Source organism: Vibrio sp. 1731 (genome assembly GCF_033339955.1).
Taxonomy (GTDB): domain Bacteria; phylum Pseudomonadota; class Gammaproteobacteria; order Enterobacterales; family Vibrionaceae; genus Vibrio; species Vibrio alginolyticus.
The window spans coordinates 99,499-114,549 of record NZ_JAWOVO010000013.1 but is presented as its reverse complement, the minus strand read 5'-3'; the positions used below and the strand labels follow the sequence as shown (position 1 = coordinate 114,549).

15 protein-coding genes are annotated in these 15,051 nt (G+C 43.7%); 4 read left to right on the top strand and 11 right to left on the bottom strand.

Annotation, left to right across the window (positions count from 1 at the left end; genetic code table 11):
- Positions 1 to 184 precede the first annotated feature (184 nt).
- Positions 185 to 1,384 (top strand): zinc metallochaperone GTPase ZigA, encoded by a 1,200-nt coding sequence (zigA, locus tag R7035_RS15850; RefSeq protein WP_262651389.1) that lies wholly within the window; start codon positions 185 to 187, stop codon positions 1,382 to 1,384.
- 147 nt (positions 1,385 to 1,531) lie between these two features.
- On the opposite strand, the gene R7035_RS15845 is transcribed toward zigA, so the two are convergent.
- Positions 1,532 to 2,746 carry a CobW family GTP-binding protein gene (locus R7035_RS15845; RefSeq protein WP_205391120.1) on the bottom strand — a complete coding sequence of 405 codons (1,215 nt, stop codon included), beginning with the start codon at positions 2,744 to 2,746 and terminating at the stop codon, positions 1,532 to 1,534.
- A gap of 276 nt (positions 2,747 to 3,022) precedes the next feature.
- Between R7035_RS15845 and R7035_RS15840 the strand changes: the two genes are divergently transcribed.
- On the top strand, positions 3,023 to 3,202 hold the full coding sequence (locus tag R7035_RS15840; RefSeq protein ID WP_225455671.1) for a hypothetical protein: 180 nt from the start codon (positions 3,023 to 3,025) through the stop codon (positions 3,200 to 3,202).
- 67 nt (positions 3,203 to 3,269) lie between these two features.
- On the opposite strand, the gene R7035_RS15835 is transcribed toward R7035_RS15840, so the two are convergent.
- Positions 3,270 to 4,541 carry a peptidoglycan DD-metalloendopeptidase family protein gene (locus R7035_RS15835; RefSeq protein WP_213891240.1) on the bottom strand — a complete coding sequence of 424 codons (1,272 nt, stop codon included), beginning with the start codon at positions 4,539 to 4,541 and terminating at the stop codon, positions 3,270 to 3,272.
- A 146-nt stretch (positions 4,542 to 4,687) separates the two neighbouring features.
- Here R7035_RS15835 and R7035_RS15830 point away from each other — a divergent pair, with 146 nt between their 5' ends.
- Positions 4,688 to 5,560 (top strand): aspartoacylase, encoded by an 873-nt coding sequence (locus R7035_RS15830; RefSeq protein WP_054574360.1) that lies wholly within the window; start codon positions 4,688 to 4,690, stop codon positions 5,558 to 5,560.
- Between the two features lie 207 nt (positions 5,561 to 5,767).
- Here R7035_RS15830 and R7035_RS15825 read toward each other — a convergent pair whose 3' ends face one another.
- The 6 genes from R7035_RS15825 to R7035_RS15800 form a co-directional block, all read right to left on the bottom strand.
- The gene (locus tag R7035_RS15825; protein ID WP_021707804.1) at positions 5,768 to 6,781 is read right to left on the bottom strand and encodes a CobW family GTP-binding protein; all 1,014 of its coding nucleotides are present in this window, start codon (positions 6,779 to 6,781) and stop codon (positions 5,768 to 5,770) included.
- A complete protein-coding gene (locus tag R7035_RS15820; RefSeq protein ID WP_017821071.1) occupies positions 6,771 to 7,331 on the bottom strand; it encodes a carbonate dehydratase in 561 nt (186 codons plus the stop codon). Before R7035_RS15820 ends, R7035_RS15825 begins: the two co-directional genes overlap by 11 nt.
- Before the next feature lie 44 nt (positions 7,332 to 7,375).
- Complete coding sequence (locus R7035_RS15815; protein ID WP_318146194.1) at positions 7,376 to 8,710, bottom strand: dihydroorotase; 1,335 nt, start codon at positions 8,708 to 8,710, stop codon at positions 7,376 to 7,378.
- Between the two features lie 81 nt (positions 8,711 to 8,791).
- Positions 8,792 to 9,262 carry a Fur family transcriptional regulator gene (locus R7035_RS15810; protein ID WP_025767649.1) on the bottom strand — a complete coding sequence of 157 codons (471 nt, stop codon included), beginning with the start codon at positions 9,260 to 9,262 and terminating at the stop codon, positions 8,792 to 8,794.
- Positions 9,263 to 9,266: 4 nt separating this feature from the next.
- The gene (locus R7035_RS15805; RefSeq protein WP_132936371.1) at positions 9,267 to 9,935 is read right to left on the bottom strand and encodes a DUF1826 domain-containing protein; all 669 of its coding nucleotides are present in this window, start codon (positions 9,933 to 9,935) and stop codon (positions 9,267 to 9,269) included.
- A gap of 339 nt (positions 9,936 to 10,274) precedes the next feature.
- Entirely contained in the window at positions 10,275 to 11,069 is a 795-nt protein-coding gene (locus R7035_RS15800; RefSeq protein WP_132936370.1) for an AraC family transcriptional regulator, read from the bottom strand.
- Positions 11,070 to 11,191: 122 nt separating this feature from the next.
- Here R7035_RS15800 and R7035_RS15795 point away from each other — a divergent pair, with 122 nt between their 5' ends.
- Positions 11,192 to 11,998: a sulfite exporter TauE/SafE family protein gene (locus tag R7035_RS15795; protein WP_053307804.1), complete on the top strand. Its 807-nt coding sequence runs from the start codon at positions 11,192 to 11,194 to the stop codon at positions 11,996 to 11,998.
- A 119-nt stretch (positions 11,999 to 12,117) separates the two neighbouring features.
- Here R7035_RS15795 and R7035_RS15790 read toward each other — a convergent pair whose 3' ends face one another.
- The 3 genes from R7035_RS15790 to R7035_RS15780 all read right to left on the bottom strand — a co-directional run bounded on the left by R7035_RS15790 (position 12,118) and on the right by R7035_RS15780 (position 15,005).
- The gene (locus R7035_RS15790; protein WP_240694219.1) at positions 12,118 to 13,326 is read right to left on the bottom strand and encodes an alpha/beta hydrolase family protein; all 1,209 of its coding nucleotides are present in this window, start codon (positions 13,324 to 13,326) and stop codon (positions 12,118 to 12,120) included.
- Positions 13,327 to 13,558: 232 nt separating this feature from the next.
- Positions 13,559 to 13,861 (bottom strand): Fis family transcriptional regulator, encoded by a 303-nt coding sequence (locus R7035_RS15785; protein WP_132936368.1) that lies wholly within the window; start codon positions 13,859 to 13,861, stop codon positions 13,559 to 13,561.
- Between the two features lie 205 nt (positions 13,862 to 14,066).
- A complete protein-coding gene (locus tag R7035_RS15780) occupies positions 14,067 to 15,005 on the bottom strand; it encodes an alpha/beta hydrolase (RefSeq protein WP_017635745.1) in 939 nt (312 codons plus the stop codon).
- Positions 15,006 to 15,051 lie beyond the last annotated feature (46 nt).

The window sequence follows — 15,051 nt, the reverse complement described above, 5'->3', positions numbered from 1 at the left end:
TCCACACCGAGATAAGAGTTCGCTCTCTAAATTCCGTACATCTGAATCTGTATAACTTAACGACGAATGAATGCACCAACAAGGTGCAGCACTCGACACAGTCACAAACTGCTTGATGCCAGAGTTAAGATCACCGACTATATTAATTGTTATATTATAACATTACACTATAAAGAGCATGAGCATGAACACCCAGAAACTCCCTGTTACGGTTTTGTCCGGCTTTCTAGGCGCAGGAAAAACAACCGTTTTAAGTCATATTCTTAACAATAGACAAGGCAGAAAAGTCGCGGTCATCGTCAACGACATGAGCGAAGTCAACATCGATGCAGCGACCGTTCAGAATGAAGTTTCTCTCAACCACAGTGAAGAAAAGTTGGTTGAAATGAGTAACGGTTGCATCTGTTGTACCCTGCGTGAAGATCTGCTTGAAGAAGTCACTAAACTCGCGCAAGAAGGCAGACTCGATTACTTAGTTATCGAGTCCACTGGCATCGCCGAGCCACTTCCCGTTGCAGAGACTTTTACGTTTGCTGATGAAAACGGGCTATCACTTTCAGACGTTGCACGTTTAGACACCATGGTTACGGTGGTTGATGCGATTAACTTTCTGCGTGATTACGATGAAGCTAAGTTCTTAACAGAGACAGCCGAATCATTAGGTGAAGACGATGAACGCAGCGTTGCTGACTTACTCGTTGATCAAGTAGAGTTCGCTGACGTTATCTTGATAAGTAAAACCGACCTTGCTGAGAAATCAGAAATCGAAAGGCTTCTTGCGATTCTTAAAACTCTTAATACATCGGCCACTATTCTTCCTATCTCGAATGGTGAAGTAGAACTTGATGCGGTACTCGACACACAAAGCTTCAGTTTTGAAAAGGCACAACAAGCCCCAGGTTGGTTGAAGGAAATACGAGGCGAACACATACCTGAAACCGAAGAATACGGCATTTCCAGCTTTGCCTATCATGCGAGACGCCCTTTCCATCCAAAGAAGTTTTATGACTTCCTCCACAATGCGAAAGATTACGGCAAACTGATTCGTTCCAAGGGTTACTTTTGGCTAGCGACCAGACCTGAGTTTGTCGGTCAATGGAGCCAAGCGGGAGGCATCGCACGTTATGGTGTTGCGGGTATGTTTTGGAAAGCGATTCCGAAGGAGGAATGGCCGACGGATCAAGATTACCTCGACGCTATAAACGACATTTGGCAAGAACCATACGGCGATATGCGACAAGAATTGGTGTTTATTGGTCAGGGATTAGAGCAAGAGAAATTGATTGCTCGTCTTAACGAATGCTTGTTAACAGAAGATGAGATGGAGCAAGGGCTCGACTATTGGTTATCTCTGGAAGACCCTTTCCCTGAATGGGAACAGTAAACGACTGAGATTCAAAAAAGCCTCCCACCATTCGGGAGGCTTTTTAGTTACACTGAGCCAATTTTGTTATATAGAACCAACGCAGCAAGTCCGTCTTGGAACAAGCTGAGATTCAAGCATGCAGCGAGGGAATCCTCACCAGCGCATTCAAACCGTCTTCTTCTGGCTCAACTTAGCTATTTTCTTTGGCCAAGGATCTTCAAATGTTGCCCCTTGTTGCCATTGCTCCAATTCCCCTTCCGTTAAAAAGCAGTTTTCCAGCGCATCAATAAACGCATCGACTTCGTTTTCCTGCCCAATCACCGTTAAGCGACAACGACGATCACCAAAGCGGCTTTCAACACTGTCTATCTTATCTTGCAGGATTTGACGATGTTCCTCAGTGAAGTTTTGCGATTCGTCATTGATTACCGAAGCGCGCCAAAAGCCTGTAATTTCAAGCCCCACATTGCCATTCGCTTGGCTCCAAAGCAGTGAAACATCGTCTCGAGTTGGAAACCAAAAGAACCCTTTACTGCGGAACACACCTTTAGTTAAATACTGGTGGCAGGTATTCCACAAACGCGCAGGATGAAAAGGTCGATCATCTTTGATCACTTTCGCGACAAGGCTTTGTTCGTCTTTATCAGAGAGATTCAACGGCTCATTCACCGTCTCACGAAGTTCTGCGATTAACTGCTCAACAAGGAAGAAATTGTAGTCTTGCTCACCTTTCAACATGCGGATATCCAAGTTTCCCCACGACGTTTTGATTATCTCGGTGTAAACGTTAAGCGGGTGAATCGCCTGCGCGATGTTGCGAACGGTATTGTCGTCCACTTTGTCCGTCTTGGTGAGCATGATACGGTTTGAGAACATGATTTGCTCTACCAACAAGTTTTCAACGCCGCGAACACCCTGCTGCACGTTCTCCTGCCACTTAGGGATTAAGGCAGAACCTTGTCGATAGTCATCTCGCAACCAAGTCGCATCCACCAACGTAATTACGTCTTTGAGTGCGAATTGTGCGTTACTTTTGAAGTACTCGACCAAAGGTAAAGGATGACTACTGCCCGACGTTTCAATCACAACCCATTCTGGCGATTTTTCTGCGCAGAGCTTTTTAAGGGCTTTATCGAGCTGCTTTACACCACTCAGGCTGCTGATGCTGTCTCCACTGATCGTAACAAAGTTGCCCTGCTCTTCACTCACCGCATCGGTATTTAAGATAAGCACGCCATCGACGTCTAACTCACTCATGTCATTAACAATAACGGACAGATCAATACCAGAAGAATCGGCTTGTTGAAGAATGTTGCGTAAAAACGTGGTTTTCCCGGACCCGAGAAACCCATGCAAAATGGTGACTGGAATTGATGGCATACTTTTGACCTACAAACTCTGGATGAGCGCATGTTATAACATAACAACTTAGTGAGTTATAGAAGGAATCCAATTGCTGTCTTAGACGCAAAACTTAAGAATCGGTAAAGATCACAGGGGCTGATTTCTCAGAACTCTCCTTCGTTTCTCATCACGTTTCATCACCAGCAAAGGTCTGACTATTGATAAAAATAATAAGTGGTTACAAAACGACCATTGCTTTGTTTATAAAATTGGAGAAAGATGACAATACAGCGATTTATAGGAGGTGGTGTTATGACTTTAGTTCTTACCGTTCTTATTTTCCTAAGTTGTATTGCGATGCTCGCAATTGGTGTGATATTTTCACGTAGGCCGATCAAAGGCGGAGGTTGTTGCAAAGCGTCCGATGTTGCGGATGTGGACGCACGTAAAAGAAAAAATCGCAGTCATTATTCTTCTAGGAACACATATTGAGACTCACCTATTGCTCCAACCTCACAACACAAAATAGCATAACTGAGCCCTAACAAATTGTCGGGACTCAGTTTTTCGTTTCTACTAGATAATCAAACTCTGATACTCGCGCCAAAAATGAAGGTTTCTGGATGTTAGGAAGCGACTTCGCGATAGGTAAGTCGGCTTTCATTGCATCAACCGGACGATTACGAACTAAAACTTCAAAATGTAAATGTGGTCCGGTTGAACGACCAGTATTCCCAGAGAGGGCTATTTTTTGCCCACGCTTTATAACTTGACCTTTTTTAACCAAGATTTTATTCAAGTGTAGGTAACGAGTTTTGTACACACTGTTATGTTCAATCACTAAATAATTACCGGCATAAGGGTGCTTGCGGACCGCAATTACTTTTCCATCCCCAGTAGAATAAACTGGCGCACCGATTGGTGTCGCGAAATCCGTTCCGTTATGCGGGGTGACTCTTCCCGTCACTGGGTGTTTACGCTTAGGGTTAAACCCAGAGGTGATTCGGCGGTATGCCCTATCGACAGGATAACGGTTAAACGCTCGCTCCAAACTGTTACCAGCTCTATCATAGAACCATCCATCCTCGGCTAGAAATGCAGCGACTTCGCCCTTCGCTAAGTTAAAAGAAATAGCCTTAATCTCACTATTGCCAGTTTTGTGTTCACCTAAATATTGCTGTTTCACTAATATATCGAAACGGTCACCGGCTCTAAGAGATCGCGCAAAATCAATCTTATCTTTCATCACCTGCGTAATATTTGCGACGTGGCCTGATGTCAATCCAACTCGATGTGCCGAGACTGAAAAACTCCCTTTGATTTCTCCCGAAAATAAGGTTTCACGCCATTCCCCTGAAATTTCCTGAAATTCGTAAGAGAAGGAGCCATCGTTTTCTCTAGTGTAGATAGCCTTCTCTACAAGGCTCATATGATAAATTAGTCGACTCAATTGCCCCATGTCATCCATCACTAATTCAAGCTCTTCTCCGGGCTTAATCATATCTAGCTGGAGGTGATCAAGATCAACTGAGAGAATTTGCTGCAAAATACCGTAAGGGAGACCCAATTGAGCGAAGATACCACTGAGCGTATCTCCCACTTTAACTATGTAGTGTATTTGTTTAGGTTTAGGTTTAGGTTTAGGCAACGGAGTCAAACTGCTATCTGAGGGAACCACTATCTTTGATGATGGAGGTGGTGACGAATCACTGCTTTGATTCAGTTGAGTGCTGTGACTATCTTGATTTGGCTCATCCTCTGTAGGTAGAAGCAAAGCGACCGAAAAACAAAACACAGCAACGATTAAAGCAATAAATTTAAACTGACTCATGAGAAACTAAGTATCAATAACAACGATTGTTATGTTATAACATATCTAGAATTATTTTTACTCAGTTTAGAAACGTTTATTCAGTTCACTGGATTGGCTAAGAGAAGACCAGTCATTCAACCCATTCTCTTTGAGAAGGCTCAATAATGAACACATTCAATTCAGCACTTATCGTTGCAGGAACACACGGAAACGAACTTTCTAGTATTTATTTACATAAACTAATCAAAGAAAAACGTTACTCTGTCAATAGATCAACCTTTTCAGCCTGCTCGATCATCGCAAACTCCGAAGCAGTAAAACACAACGTCCGATACATCGATACAGACTTAAATCGCGAGTTCTCAGCAATGAATAGCAATCATTGTCCTGATTTGCATGAAAGCAAGATTGCACATCAATTTATCGAGAAATATGCAAACCAAGAAAAACTGTTGATTGTTGACCTGCACAATACAACAAGCAATATGGGAGCGACGTTGATTTTGCTTTCTAACGATGTGTTTTATCGGAAACTGGGCGCGTACGTCAAACAACGAATGCCATCAGCACATGTCCTTTTCGAAGAGCGAAAAGAATGGCAAGAGCAACCTTACCTTTGTACTGCTGGGCAATATGGAATAATGATTGAGGTCGGGGCGCAAGCACATGGTGCGCTAGAGTACAGTACGTTGGAGTTGATGAAACAGATGCTTACCGCAGTATTGGACTATGTTGAAAAGCACAACCTCAACCAAATAGGCTTACTGAGCGATTATGAGGCGTTTTTTTACACCGAAGAAATCAGGGTTCCACTTGATCAAGAGGGTATGCGGCAAGCACTAGTACACCCTACTATTTGTGGCAGAGATTTTGAGGCGGTCAAACCAGGAGCACCTTTATTAGCGACTTTCGCTGGTTATGATATCCATTGGAATGGCAAAGGGGAAATTTACCCGCACTTTATCAATGAGAGCGCCTACAGTACCGCAAATATAGCAATGGCCCTCGCTAAAAAAAGACGTGTTTCTTCCGTGTAACTTAAAGCAAGTAATTAGGCCACGTGTAACGTGGATACCTCACCCCATGAATAAAACTGTGCCTGAACCGCATAGGCAGAAAATACGGGTACTAACCCCACCCTAATACGGCAGCATAAGTGCCCTAAGCTCAGCTTTAAAAGAAACCCCACTAGAATTTTAAGGAGGTAAGACATTATGGTTAAAAGGAGAGTTTTCTCTTTTCTATCATGATGCCTTCTCCAAACATCGAAATAATCTATCTTCAAATTGGTCATCTAGACCGGAAGAGATCAGTTCTAGGCGGCTTTCTGAACACTCGTCTAGTTCAAATTCTGTGAGTCCATCTGATGTTAGATTGTAACCAAAAATACCGCTTCCCGTGATAAAAACCGCTTTCATTCGTTCGACCTTGAGGTCGAGCAGCAATAATCTCAGCTTTTGATGATCGAACACGTTTTCAGCGGATATACGCCAACCGATACTGTAGAAACCTTCCCCCTGATTGGTTGCTTTTAGAATGCCGCTCTCAGGCATAGGCAACTCAGGAACAAGTGACTTTTTCTCTCTTTCACGATAAAGAACAGAGGGCGTTTTTTGCACGTCAATACGAGTCGCTCCCTCACATTCATGAAAAGGGATAGCGCCATGTTCAGCGAAAATCACTTTTGTTTCCCGCAGACCGAGCTTTGCTATATAAGCCGTCAGCTTTTGCTCATCTTCATCTTGATAGAGATCGCGCTTATTACCTACCACTGTATCTGCGATAGTGATTTGCTGGTTAAACGTTTCATGCTCAGTGTACTTAGGATCCGATAGTTTACGTGCATCGACTAAAGTAATGTTTTTTTGCAAAGCGAGAATTTGACGATAATACTCGGTCGATAGCACTTGCAGTACTTCTTTAGGATGACCAAGGCCTGTAGGCTCAATCAACAATCGATCTGGCCTTGCTTCAGACAATAATTGATTTAAGGCGATTTGCATCGGAAGACCTGCTGCACAGCACATACATCCCCCGGGGACCTCTCGAATAAACACTTGGTCTTGTTGTTTTTTTTGGCCTTGTAACAAGCTGCCATCAATACCAACTTCGCCAAATTCATTGACCAATACAGCCCAACGTTCATGACTCGGTTTATGGGTCAATAAGTGCATTATTGCCGATGTTTTCCCCACCCCGAGAAAGCCAGTGATGATGTTAGTCGGCACTCGCGAAATCAGTGGCTTATTAAAGTTCATTGGCAATTCTCCGGTAGCCTTGGACTAGTTCATGGTTGGCAGAAACGACGGATTCGGAAAAAGCTGAATATTCTGGCGGCACTTTAGAGATACTCTCTAAATCAAAACCGACACCAATATTGGTCATCGGTGGTACATGGAAATAAGCGGGTAAATCGAGGCCATCGACGACACAGTTATGACGAATAACACACCTCTCACCGATGACGCTATTGAACACGACGGAGTTGAAGCCAATGAAAACATCATCACAAACCTGGCAAGGACCATGAATAATCGAACGATGAGCAATGGATGAGCGCTCACCAATGGTCACCGCAGCCCCTGCCTTAGAGTGAATTACGACACCATCTTGGATATTGGTGTCACGTTTGATGACGATAGCTTCCATGTCTCCATGGTTATTAACTTCGTCAGCTCGAATAACAGCATAGGGTCCAATAAAAACGTTATCCTCAATAATGACTTTGCCACAGATAATAGCGGTTGGATCGATAAAGGCTGTTGAGGACACCTGTGGCATATGGCCCGTTGGGTTTCTTCTTAACATAATGCTTCCAGTTTGTTTATGGCTCTTTCTTTGCGGTCAGCGACTTAACGATTGAAGGATAAACGCATCGCTCCAGCTGGTTTATCGATGACTTTGTTATTGGCATAAACTAGCGCGCCATTAACCCAAGTCTTTTGAATTTGAGCTGAAAATTCATGTCCAGCAAAAGGCGACCAACCACAGTGATATAAACTGTTTTCGTTGCTAACTCGTGTTGGGGTATGAGCATCAACCAACACCAAATCGGCGTAGTAACCTTCACGAATAAAACCTCGGCCTTGAATGCCATAGCGAATGGCCGGGTTGTGCGCAGTTTTTTCGACTACTTGAGTCAAACTCATATGACCTAAACGGACATGCTCGAAGAGAGTAAGTAACGCATGCTGAACTAACGGCAGTCCGGCTGGAGCCTGCTCGTAAGGCACTTGTTTTTCTTGCCAAGTGTGAGGAGCGTGATCTGTTGCAATGATATCTATTTGCCCCGTATTTAACGCTTTTAACAACGCATCGCGGTCACTAGGAAACTTGATTGAAGGATTACATTTGATCAAATTACCAAGAGCGCCATAATCTTTGTTGCTGAACCAAAGATGGTGAACACAAGCCTCCGCGGTGATTGATTTATCTCGAATGTCTCCCTCGTCAAAAAGTGCTAGCTCCTTCGCCGTTGTGATGTGCAGCACATGCAGTTGGCTGTGATACTTTTTGGCAAGTTCTACCGCATAAGAAGATGAAGCGTAACAGGCCTCTTCGTCACGCAAAATGGGATGGTCTTCGATAGTGAAACCTGGCTTCTTAAGCCTTTGCTTTTGCTGGTTTTGTTTAATAACAGTCCCACTTTCACAATGAGTAACAATGAGTACTGGAGAGTCACGAAAAATTGACCCCAACGCTTGCGGATCTTCGACTAACAAATTTCCTGTTGATGCCCCCATAAATACTTTCACACCACAATGTTGTTTGGGGTTAAGTTGTTTAATCTGTTCAAGATTGTCTTCGGTTGCACCGAGGTAGAAAGAATAATTCGCAAACGAGCTTTCTTTAGCGAGAGCGAACTTGCGCTCTAACGAGTCAATAGTCGTTGTAGCCGGACTAACATTGGGCATTTCCATGTAGCTTGTAATACCGCCGGCCACCGCTGCCCGCGACTCACTTGCAATTGTGCCTTTATGTGTCAGCCCTGGCTCTCGGAAATGCACTTGATCGTCAATCATGCCTGGCAGTAAATAAGCCCCTTTAGCATCAATTACAATATCTCCGTGTTGTACGGATATATTAGTAGCAATCTTGTCAATTCTTTGATCAACAATACGTAAATCTGTTTCGGTAATGGCTCTTTCGTTGACCACCCGAGCGTTTTTAATCAATGTTGCTGACATAATTCATTCTTTAGATAATTTGAAAAGGTGGCCAATACTCGGTCACCTTGTGAAGCTATAAGGGGAAATCGTGTGTCCGCCTCATAGCGGGCGCTTTGCGCATTCATCGCAAACACAGGAAATCTCAAATTGTGGGCTAAGAACAGTGAAGCCTTCTTGTATGGCTTTCGCACATACGCTAGAAATAACATTGGCTTCAACCGCTATTTCACTAACCTTTCCACACTGAGAGCAAATCAAAAACTGTGGAACGCCATGCTCCTGATCGCACGCGATTTGAGAACAAACGACGTATTTACTAGATGTATTGAGCTTATGGACAAAGTGCTCTGCTTCAAGGAAATCTAGTATTCGATAAACCGACATCGCTTGAATGTTTTGAGAAAAGTTGTGATTGCAGTAGTCAACTAGTTCGTAGGCAGAAAGCGGCTTCTCCGCATATAGCAGTGAAGTCAGTATCAATTTCCGTTTAGTAGTGAGTTGTTTACCTCGCAGCAGGCAGATTTTCTCTACCTGCTTCATGACGTCATCTACCGTTTTGAGCTTTCTCATATCTCTAGATGAAATCCAATGTGAGTAGTAAGCGACGTTCATTGTCTGTAACATGTGGAGAGCGATGTATAACTCCAGTGGCTTCATTGCCTTCCCAACCACTTCCTTTGAGCAGGGCAACATCGCCAGGCTGCATTCGTCGTATTGCACTTTCAGAGTCGTATAATCCCGATAGGTGATCAGGTTGACCAAGACTACCGGCACCGAGTTTAGTGCGATCAATGGTATCGTTGGTTAACCATTCGGTCGCTCGGCCGGTATAAGTTATGACAAGTCTGCAAGGCACACGATCAAAGTGAAATTTCGGGCACATCGGGCTGTCTAGGCGAGTTAGTCTCAAACCTGCTTCTTTAACCTCAAACAAACAGCAGAACATATCGACGATTAAAGCAACATCTTCACTCAGCGCATCAGCACACGCATAGCCCTCTAACTTGCTTCGTACCCATTGTGCAGCATCATCTGGCGTGACACTTTGTACCAGTGCCAATCTAGGCTCCTGAGCCAGCATCAGATTAATGTCCTTCGTCAACTCTTTCGAGAGCGTTCGCTGCCATATGGCAATATTGTGCTCTGGTTTGTAGATGTCGCTAAGTATGTTCGCTGATGTCGATATCGCCAACGATGATGTTGTTTGGACACGAAGCGGGTTCTCAACTACATCAATGCTCATATATCTTCCTCCCAAGCGTTAAAAAGGTCAGGTAAAGGTTTTAATAACGTTGATTTTCTAGGGCTATGAGACCTAGTAATCGTTACGATTTCGCTCTAGTTCACGGACATATTGACACAGTCCCACCCCATGTAGAGTCAAGTCAGACAGCGCTTGTGAAGAAATCAACGTTTACTCTCTCTCAATAGGAGACTACTGGTTGTGAGATCAATTCTTTAAACAACAAATTGTAGAGCCCCAAACAAAGGAATGTTATAACATAACAATTAATCTTTTCAATATTTACCTTTTTTGATTAAAGATAATTAGGGGAACATCATGAGCATGCGAGCACGGAAATTATATTCCGCGATTAGAAAAGTAACGCGTGGGTGAATCGCCATAGACCCGACGAAACATCGCAATAAAGTTACTGGGCGTCGAATAACCTAAAGCATGTGCAATATCTCCCACCGATTCCCCTCGAGCTATCATTTCTAATGAATGTATTAGCAGTACTTGTTGCCGCCATTCACTAAAACTCATGTTTAACTCACTTCGAATCAATCGTCTTAACGTCCGAGATGAGACTGCCCCGATATTGGCCCAATGCTCCACAGAATGCTTGCTGTTTGGGTCTATTAAAATTGCTTGAGTAACTTTTTGCAGTCTCGGATCACTGGGCAGTGGGATGTGGAGTGACTCATGAGGGCTATTGACGATTTCATCGGATATTACGGCAAGAATACGTAAAGACTGTATGGATAGATCGTCTGTTTTACTCCATATCGATGCTCTAACCGATAGGGCTTTCAACACATCGCTCATTTGGATCACGCAAGGTCTCATTGGAAACCGCTCACAACTCTCTGGAGTAAACAGTAATGAACGACCTTTCAGAGAACCACAAAAATAAACACTGTGCATCGCACCCGGGGGGATCCAACCAGCTCGGTGAGGTGGTAGTATCCACGTTCCTTCATCGGTTTTGACCTGAATTAGCCCTTCATCTATACACAGTAACTGGCCTCGATGATGACTGTGCCAATTATGTGGCCGTTGATCCAAATGGTTGAAGTCGCTCCTTTCATGCTGCCACTCCTTAACGATCAGTGCGGCGCCATTTTTCCATTCGCTGTAATCAGAGTTTGTCACTTTATTTACTCAATTCCATTTTGGCCATTATTCATTATTTTCTGTCCTCTTAACGTTACCATAGCAAGTTAGCGTTCGAGTAACATTTTAGCAACGACCATTTTATCGAAGGCAGAACCATCATGAACGAACCTATCTTTATTATCTATTACATTACGGCAGGCTTGGGCATTGGCTTTCTCGCAGGACTCGTTGGTGTGGGTGGTGGTGGAATGGCCGTCCCTATTTTTGCGTTTCTATTTTCACTACAGGGAATAGCTGATACGGAAGTAGTGCATCTTGCGTTGGGGACATCAATGGCTTCGATGATTATTACAACATTGGGCAGCATGCGCGCTCACTACAAAAAAGAGAATGTAGACTCGACAATGGTAGTAAAAATGTTGAGCGGAGTTCTAGTCGGAACATTTTGCGCCACATTCGTAGCATCGTATCTACGAGGCGTCTATCTTGCAGGCTTTTTCAGCGTATTCATGTTGTATGTTGCTTATAAGATGTTCCTCAACACTGAAAATGAGTACAACCCTAACCCACATGGGGCTATCGGTAATATCACTGTAGGCTCGGTGATTGGCTCTGTATCAGCACTTGTCTCTATAAGCGGTGCGGGGTTGATCATCCCCTATCTTGTCCAGCAAAATTTTGAGGTAAAACGTGCTATTGGTACCTCTGCTGCGATAGGTTTCCCTATCGCGCTGTCAGGAAGCCTCGGTTACATGTTAAACGGATGGGAAAATACAGATTGGAACAACTTAGTCTTAGGATACATATACCTTCCTGCAATGATCAGCTTCTCCATTAGTAGCTACTTAACTACTAGCCTCGGCGTGCGTTGTGCAGCGTATTTCCCAAATAAAGTTCTTAAGAAAATCGTTGGTATTTTGTGTGTTCTTCTAAGCTTTAAAATGCTGGGACAAGTACTTAATTAAGGCAAATAATACGGTCACTAGTATGTCTTGCAGTATGGTGGAGGGATAAGCCTGCACAAAACTTACTCCTCGCTTTGCTTACTCGAACAGACAATGTGTAAGAAAGTGTCACATTGTTGCTATTCTTGTGGCTTTGTTAGGCTAGTCAGAATTACATCCAAAATTTTCTGGTGATTGTCCTTTCTGGAAACCTCGTCACGCTCCTGGCAAAGTGCTTCCTCCCCTTCTGATGCGAGAATTTTAATGCCACGCTCAGTACATTCTGCGAACGCACTAAACTGACTCGCACTGGGGATCTCTTGAAACGTCACATTGGGAAGAGCAACAAGTGATTCGGCTGGTGTCAGTGCGGGATGTAGCCGATCAGAGAGCGCCACCACGGTGATAGCATTGTTCATCAAGGCCAGAGTTTCAGGGACAAAAGTTTTCGTTAGCTCAGGGTTGATAACGACGACCGATTTCAGTTTGTTTTCAGACTGAAATCGGGGGAATTTTTGATCCGGGATGCTGGTAATATCAACGTTATTTTCACGTAACCAATGACAGTCTACATTGGTGGCGTTGTGACACGATGTTCGATATTTCTCCGGGCTTATTTGCGCTCCGGAGAGCATCAGCATAGATGTGCCGCCCAGAAAAAAGCCGACCCCCTGCACTGCATCAGTATCTACGCCTCCGGACAGTATCCCGACCGAACTTAATTCGTTCAGCCCAAGCACCAAATCACTGGTTCTGAATGTGATTTCATCAACAGCCATTTCTGCATTGATTTCGTTCGGTGCAGGAGGCTTTGGTACCACAACGACATAACCTTGTTGCGCCAGGCTCGAGGCTATCCAACCACTGTGGGAAAACGCTGACCGTGTTCCGCCCTGCGACAAAAGCACAACGGGAAATTTTCCACTTGCTAAAGGGGCATCTAACTGCGTTTCGACTGATTTAAAAATGTTCCCCCTACCAAACGAGAAGTTGTTTTTTTCGTTCGTTGTGGGATACCAATAATAGACTTCCACAGGCTTGTCTCTGTCTTCACTGAATCCCGTTTTGACTGTTAGCGCAGAATGGTATTTCGGCTCATTCGTACTGGCGCTGACACTGACACATAATGTAGCGAGTAGAAAAGACATTATTATTTTGGTTTTCATTTTTCCCTCAGCCGGCAAACACATTCTTCTGCACGGCATCTGAAGATAACGAGCAGAAGAATATCCATATATTTTGCGAAACATAGCAATTAAGCTATTCATAGTCGAGGTAACCCAAAGAAAATGATAGACCGCTCCAGCTAGAGCCTTTCTTTTCAATAATTTTCTGCGGATATCCACCATGCAGAAGTTTGTACTTTACTCATTGTAAACGACTAATCATGGCCTCTTAAGGCAACATTAGAAAACCAACCGTATTCACAATCCATAACTCCATAACTCCATAACTCCATAACTCATAGTTACACCGATGTATATCTAAGTGAGCTGAAGCTCCATTGCCCATCCAGTGCCCTTTGCATTTTTATAGCAAGGTAGCCAAGCACCATTTTATTACGGACCATTGCTGCCCGCACTAACACTTTTGTTTTGTATCGTAACTGATTTGCTTACTGGCGTTCTTTAGTTGCACTCCTGCCTTATTAAATGCCTTTTGAATAGTTGTGGAAACATGCTGGCGGCCCTCTCCTTCAAAAAAGTTAGCTCGATCTTGCTTCGTTTCGAATACGCAGACTATTTCTAAACTTTGTGGAAAAGAAGAGAATTTGACGGTATGAGTCACCCAAAGAAAGCCATCGTAACCTTTTAGCGTATCTTCACAAACTTCGGTCAACACTTCTCTAATTAGATTCTCGACCTTCTTATCTGATTTGCGCATAAATTAAACTTCATTCCTATCTAACGCCTTTAATTAGGTTTCAGTGTACATTGTCTTAAACAGTATTTGGCAGTGGTATTTAGTCAATAGCCTGTAGATGAGGTTATTCGCACGAAGATTTACCGACCTACTCGCTTCGAACTACATCTTACGCTGTTAAAAATAAGCGCTTTGCAACTCTACAAAACGCTTCTAACTTATTAGATTATTTTAAGTGTGTTTCAAGGAATGCAGAAACCTTGTCCATTGCAATGCCGACTGCTTCTGGATGGTCATACAGTTCATAGTGAGACCAATTTTCCAAATTAACCAGCTGTCGGTCTTTTGATTGAACAGAGCGGCCATAAATTTCCTGCCCATCACGATAAGCACCAAATGCCCCGACTTTTTGCCCTACCACGGCCATAACAGGCTGAGTCAATAACGTTTCGGCAAATGCAAAGGCATCCCAGCTCAGTGTTTTCTGTGCATGTGAAAACAGCATACGAGTTGCACCACCTTCGGTTTGTCCACGTGATGTTTTGTAGTATTCAGTAGCTTCGAACACGTCTCGTTCTGTTAATCCATTTTCTTTTGCAAATTCAATATTTGGAGGAAGAAGTTCATCGATTTTCAGCTCTGAGCCGCGAGCTTCGGCTGTTCTCTGTGCAGCCATAGCTTCAAGATTGGCGATAGGGTCGTACATACTAAAGCCTTCACGGAACAAGCGGCCTAAGTTAACAGGCGTAATACCTACGACAGCTTTCAAGCGCTTTTCGGTTAGGGCTGAATTGATCATGTAACCACCACCGCCGCAGATACCGAGTCCACCAATTCTATTCTCATCGACATATGGTAAAGTTACTGCATAGTCGATAACGCGACTGATATCTTCAACACGTTGACTTGGGTCTTCTACGTAGCGAGGCAATCCTCCCGATTCTCCTTGGAAGCTCGCGTCAAATGCGATCACGACGTAACCTAACTCAGCAAGGGCTTTACCATAGACAGCGCTGGATGTTTGTTCTTTACAACTACCAAAAGGATGAACACTTATCATTGTTGGGTAGCGTTTCGATTCATTGAAGCCTTCTGGGAATAAAATTAATGCAGACATATCCCAAGACATATCAGCATTTCTAAAAGTGATTTTTTGCATATTCATAATCAATACCTTAAGAGTAAAAAGCCTTGAGAGCAGAAAGGCTCGA

Excerpts from the sequence above, each read along its gene's own strand:
- zigA (WP_262651389.1), top strand. The coding sequence starts at position 185 with ATGAACACCCAGAAACTCCCTGTTACGGTTTTGTCCGGCTTTCTAGGC.
- R7035_RS15845 (WP_205391120.1), bottom strand. The coding sequence starts at position 2,746 with ATGCCATCAATTCCAGTCACCATTTTGCATGGGTTTCTCGGGTCCGGG.
- R7035_RS15840 (WP_225455671.1), top strand. The coding sequence starts at position 3,023 with ATGACTTTAGTTCTTACCGTTCTTATTTTCCTAAGTTGTATTGCGATG.
- R7035_RS15835 (WP_213891240.1), bottom strand. The coding sequence starts at position 4,541 with ATGAGTCAGTTTAAATTTATTGCTTTAATCGTTGCTGTGTTTTGTTTT.
- R7035_RS15830 (WP_054574360.1), top strand. The coding sequence starts at position 4,688 with ATGAACACATTCAATTCAGCACTTATCGTTGCAGGAACACACGGAAAC.
- R7035_RS15825 (WP_021707804.1), bottom strand. The coding sequence starts at position 6,781 with ATGAACTTTAATAAGCCACTGATTTCGCGAGTGCCGACTAACATCATC.
- R7035_RS15820 (WP_017821071.1), bottom strand. The coding sequence starts at position 7,331 with ATGTTAAGAAGAAACCCAACGGGCCATATGCCACAGGTGTCCTCAACA.
- R7035_RS15815 (WP_318146194.1), bottom strand. The coding sequence starts at position 8,710 with ATGTCAGCAACATTGATTAAAAACGCTCGGGTGGTCAACGAAAGAGCC.
- R7035_RS15810 (WP_025767649.1), bottom strand. The coding sequence starts at position 9,262 with ATGAGAAAGCTCAAAACGGTAGATGACGTCATGAAGCAGGTAGAGAAA.
- R7035_RS15805 (WP_132936371.1), bottom strand. The coding sequence starts at position 9,935 with ATGAGCATTGATGTAGTTGAGAACCCGCTTCGTGTCCAAACAACATCA.
- R7035_RS15795 (WP_053307804.1), top strand. The coding sequence starts at position 11,192 with ATGAACGAACCTATCTTTATTATCTATTACATTACGGCAGGCTTGGGC.
- R7035_RS15790 (WP_240694219.1), bottom strand. The coding sequence starts at position 13,326 with ATGGTGGATATCCGCAGAAAATTATTGAAAAGAAAGGCTCTAGCTGGA.
- R7035_RS15785 (WP_132936368.1), bottom strand. The coding sequence starts at position 13,861 with ATGCGCAAATCAGATAAGAAGGTCGAGAATCTAATTAGAGAAGTGTTG.
- R7035_RS15780 (WP_017635745.1), bottom strand. The coding sequence starts at position 15,005 with ATGAATATGCAAAAAATCACTTTTAGAAATGCTGATATGTCTTGGGAT.